Source organism: Kitasatospora sp. NPDC059571, from assembly GCF_042735675.1.
Lineage (GTDB): Bacteria > Actinomycetota > Actinomycetes > Streptomycetales > Streptomycetaceae > Kitasatospora.
The window spans coordinates 1-3,925 of the sequence record NZ_JBHWBW010000621.1 but is presented as its reverse complement, the minus strand read 5'-3'; the positions used below and the strand labels follow the sequence as shown (position 1 = coordinate 3,925).

The following is a 3,925-nucleotide window of genomic DNA, read 5'->3' as shown; positions in this document are numbered from 1 at the left end:
TGCTGCTGGACGGCGGCGAACCGGCCGTGCTGCTGGACGGCGGCGAACCGGCCGGCGGGCGCGGGTCCCCCCCCGGCGCCGCCCCCCCGCCACATGGTCGACGGCCGGGCCGGGCGGCCCGCCGCAGGTCAGTCCTCGGCGTCGGCCCGGCCGGCCGCCAGGGCGGCGAGGGTGTCCGCGACGTACTGCTCGACGGCGGCCTTGTCGACCCCGAGGCCGGTCAGCAGGCCGTCGCCGCCCTCCAGTTCGAGCAGGGCGAGCAGGATGTGCTCGGTGCCGACGTAGTTGTGGCCCAGCCGCAGTGCCTCACGGAAGGTCAGCTCCAGCGCCTTCCGCGCGGCGGTGTCGAACGGGACGAGCGCGGGCAGCTCCGCCGAGACCGGCGGCAGCGCCGCCTCGGCGGCCGCCCGGACGGCCTCCGGCGTGACGCCCTGGGCGCCGATCGCCGCGGCGCCGATCCCCTCGGGCTCGCCGAGCAGGCCGAGCACCAGGTGGGCCGGGGTGATCTCGGCCCGGCTGCCGGACCGGGCCTCGTTCTGCGCGATCACCACGACGTTGCGCGCGCGGGGGGTGTAGCGGGCGAAGCCCTGGCTCGGGTCGAGGGCACCGGGCTCGCCGCCCGGATCCTTGGGCACGAAGCGCTTCTGGGCGGCCTGCCGGGTGACGCCCATGCTGCGGCCGATGTCGGTCCAGGAGGCGCCGGATCGACGGGCCTGGTCCACGAAGTGGCCGATCAGGTGGTCCGCGATCTCACCCAGGTGGTCGGCGGCGATCACGGCGTCGGTGAGCTGGTCGAGGGCGTCGGTGTGGGACTTCTTGATGGCCTCGATCAGGTCGTCGAGGCGGACGGGATGCGTCATCGCGACACGGTTCTCCATGTGTCAACCATAGGTTGACACATGGAGAGTGTCAACCGTCGGTTGACAGTCCGTGCCGCCACTGCCGGCCGGTCCGGCCGGCCCCCGCTCAGCCGGCGGCCTTCGCCGCGAGGTCGAGGGCGATGTCCGTGATCATGTCCTCCTGGCCGCCGACCATCCCGCGCCGGCCGGCCTCCACCAGCACCGACCGGGTGTCCAGCCCGTACCGGGCGGCGGCCGTCTCGGCGTGCCGCAGGAAGCTGGAGTAGACGCCGGCGTAGCCGAGCGTCAGGGTCTCCCGGTCCACCCGCACCTCGCGGTCCTGGAGCGGCCGGACGACGTCGTCGGCCGCGTCCATCAGCGGGAACAGCTCGCAGCCGTGCTGCCAGCCCATGAGGTCCGCCACCGCGACGAACGCCTCCAGCGGGCAGTTGCCCGCACCGGCGCCCTGGCCGGCGAGCGAGGCGTCCACCCGTACCGCGCCGCTCTCCACCGCGACCACCGAGTTGGCCACGCCCAGCGCCAGGTTGTGGTGCGCGTGGATGCCCATCTGGGTCGACGGGTCCAGCACGTCCCGGTAGGCCCGGAAGCGCTCGCGCACCCCGTCCATGGTCAGCCGGCCGCCGGAGTCGGTGACGTACACGCACTGCGCGCCGTACGACTCCATCAGCTTGGCCTGGCGGGCGAGTTCGGCGGGCTCGGCCATGTGGGACATCATCAGGAAGCCCGCTACGTCCATGCCCAGCTCGCGGGCGGCCGCGATGTGCTGCGCGGAGATGTCGGCCTCCGTGCAGTGGGTGGCCACCCGTACCGAGCGGATGCCCAGCGCGTGCGCCCGGCGCAGGTCCTTCAGGGTGCCGATGCCGGGCAGCAGCAGGGTGGTCGGCACCGCGGTGCGGGCCGCGTCCGCGACCGCCTCGATCCACTCCCAGTCGGTGTGGGCGCCCACGCCGTAGGTGATGCTGGAGCCGGCCAGGCCGTCGCCGTGCGCAATCTCGATCGCGGCGACGCCCGCCGCGTCCAGCGCGGCGGCGATGGTGCGGGCCTGCTCGACGGTGTAGCGGTGCCGGACGGCGTGCATGCCGTCCCGCAGGGTGACGTCCTGGACGTACAGCTCGGGGCCGGTGCTCTGGTCGGTCATCGCGCGGACACCTCCGGGGCGCGGTGGGCGGCGATGCGCTCGGCGGTGCGCAGCGCGGCCGAGGTCATGATGTCGAGGTTCCCCGCGTAGGCGGGCAGGTAGTGGGCGGCGCCCTCCACCTCCAGGAAGACCGAGACGCGCAGCGCCGCACCGGAGGCGGCGCCGGCCGGCAGCAGCCCGCGCAGCGGGTCGTCGGCGGCGACGCGGTCGAACTGCACCTTCTGCTTGAGCCGGTAGCCGGGCACGTAGGCCTGGACCCGGCCGACCATCTCCTCGACCGCCGCGGTGACGGCGCCCTCGTCGCACTCGCCGACCAGGCAGTGCACGGTGTCGCGCATGATCAGCGGCGGCTCGGCCGGGTTCAGCACGATGATCGCCTTGCCGCGGGCGGCGCCGCCGACCTGCTCGATCGCCGCCGCGGTGGTCTCGGTGAACTCGTCGATGTTGGCCCGGGTGCCCGGGCCGGCCGAGCGGGAGGCGATGGAGGCGATGATCTCGCCGTAGTGCACGGGCGTCACCGAGGAGACCGCGGCGACCACCGGGATGGTGGCCTGGCCGCCGCAGGTGACCATGTTGACGTTGGGCGCGTCCAGGTGCTGGTCCAGGTTGACCGGCGGCACCACGTACGGGCCGAGGGCGGCCGGGGTCAGGTCGACGACCGTCCGGCCGGCGGCGCGCAGCAGCTCGTCGTGGCGGCGGTGGGCGCCCGCCGAGGTGGCGTCGAAGACCAGCGACACGTCGGCGAACTCGGGCATCGCCAGCAGCCCGTCGACGCCCTCGTGGGTGGTCGCGACCTTCAGCCGGCGGGCCCGGGCCAGGCCGTCCGAGGCGGGGTCGATCCCGGCCATCGCGGCGATCTCCAGGGTGTCGGAGAGCCGCAGAATCTTGATCATCAGGTCGGTGGCGATGTTGCCGGAGCCGAGAACGGCGACCTTCGTCGTCACTGGGCGTCCCCTTCCGGAGCGAAGCCGACCCGGACGGAGCCGAGTCCGGTGATGTGCGCCTCGAAGGAGTCGCCGGGCGCGGCGACCGCCATCGGGCCGAGTGCGCCGGTGAGCACCACGTCGCCGGCGCGCAGCGGGTCGCCCATGGCGGCCAGCGTGGTGGCGAGCCAGAGCGCGGCGTTCAGCGGGCCGCCGAGGCAGTCCGCGCCGCTGCCGCGGGAGACCTCCCGGCCGTCCTGGGTGAGCGTCATCCGCACCGCGCGCAGGTCGACCGCGGTGAGCGGCACCGGGGTGCCGCCGAGGACGAAGAGCCCGGAGGAGGCGTTGTCGGCGACCGTGTCGGTGATGGTGATGTCCCAGCCGGCGATCCGGCTGTCGACGATCTCCAGGGCCGGCAGGGCGAAGTCCACGGCGCGGATCACATCGGCGACGGTGCACGCGGCGTGCGGCAGGTCGGCGCCGAGGACGAGCGCGACCTCGGCCTCGACCTTCGGCTGGAGCAGCCGGCCGGCCGGCACGCTGCCGCCGTCCGGGACGGCCATGTCGGCGGTCAGGGCGCCGAAGTCGGGCTGGCCGACGCCGAGCTGGCGCTGGACGGCGGGCGAGGTGAGGCCGATCTTGCGGCCGACCACCCGGCGGCCGGCGGCCACCGCCCGCTCCACGGCGAGCCGCTGGACGGCGTAGGCGGCCGCGACGTCGTCCGGTGCGAACAGGGTGCGCACGGGCGGGCAGGGCACGCCGGTGCGGGCGGCCTCGGCCAGCGCGTCCGCGGCCTTCACGACCTCCGGCGGGAGGCCGGCGGCGCTCACCCGGTGCTCCGGGCGGCTCGGGACGGGATGCGGGGCGCGGCCATGCGGCACCTCCAGGAGGGGCGGGCGGGGGGCGAGGCCTCGTCCGGGCCTCTCGACGCCTCCGGTATAGACGCCCTGCCGATCCTGGGGAAACGAGCGTTCCGTGTCACGGAACGCCGCGCACTCCACGGC

General features: G+C 75.0%; 4 protein-coding genes. All 4 read right to left on the bottom strand.

Annotated features, from left to right (window positions below; translation table 11 throughout):
* Nucleotides 1–128 precede the first annotated feature (128 nt).
* Nucleotides 129–878, bottom strand: coding sequence for a Clp protease N-terminal domain-containing protein (locus ACFV0G_RS36710; protein WP_380557309.1), 750 nt, complete (start codon nt 876–878; stop codon nt 129–131).
* An 88-nt stretch (nt 879–966) separates the two neighbouring features.
* The gene (dmpG, locus tag ACFV0G_RS36705) at nt 967–1,998 is read right to left on the bottom strand and encodes a 4-hydroxy-2-oxovalerate aldolase (protein ID WP_380557306.1); all 1,032 of its coding nucleotides are present in this window, start codon (nt 1,996–1,998) and stop codon (nt 967–969) included.
* Entirely contained in the window at nt 1,995–2,942 is a 948-nt protein-coding gene (locus ACFV0G_RS36700; protein WP_380557303.1) for an acetaldehyde dehydrogenase (acetylating), read from the bottom strand. Before ACFV0G_RS36700 ends, dmpG begins: the two co-directional genes overlap by 4 nt.
* A complete protein-coding gene (locus ACFV0G_RS36695) occupies nt 2,939–3,751 on the bottom strand; it encodes a 2-keto-4-pentenoate hydratase (RefSeq protein WP_380557300.1) in 813 nt (270 codons plus the stop codon). The genes ACFV0G_RS36700 and ACFV0G_RS36695 overlap by 4 nt, the downstream gene beginning before the upstream one ends.
* Nucleotides 3,752–3,925: the final 174 nt, after the last annotated feature.

What these genes read in the sequence shown, in the direction of transcription:
- ACFV0G_RS36710 (WP_380557309.1), bottom strand. Translation starts at nt 878, where the DNA reads ATGGAGAACCGTGTCGCGATGACGCATCCCGTCCGCCTCGACGACCTG.
- dmpG (WP_380557306.1), bottom strand. Translation starts at nt 1,998, where the DNA reads ATGACCGACCAGAGCACCGGCCCCGAGCTGTACGTCCAGGACGTCACC.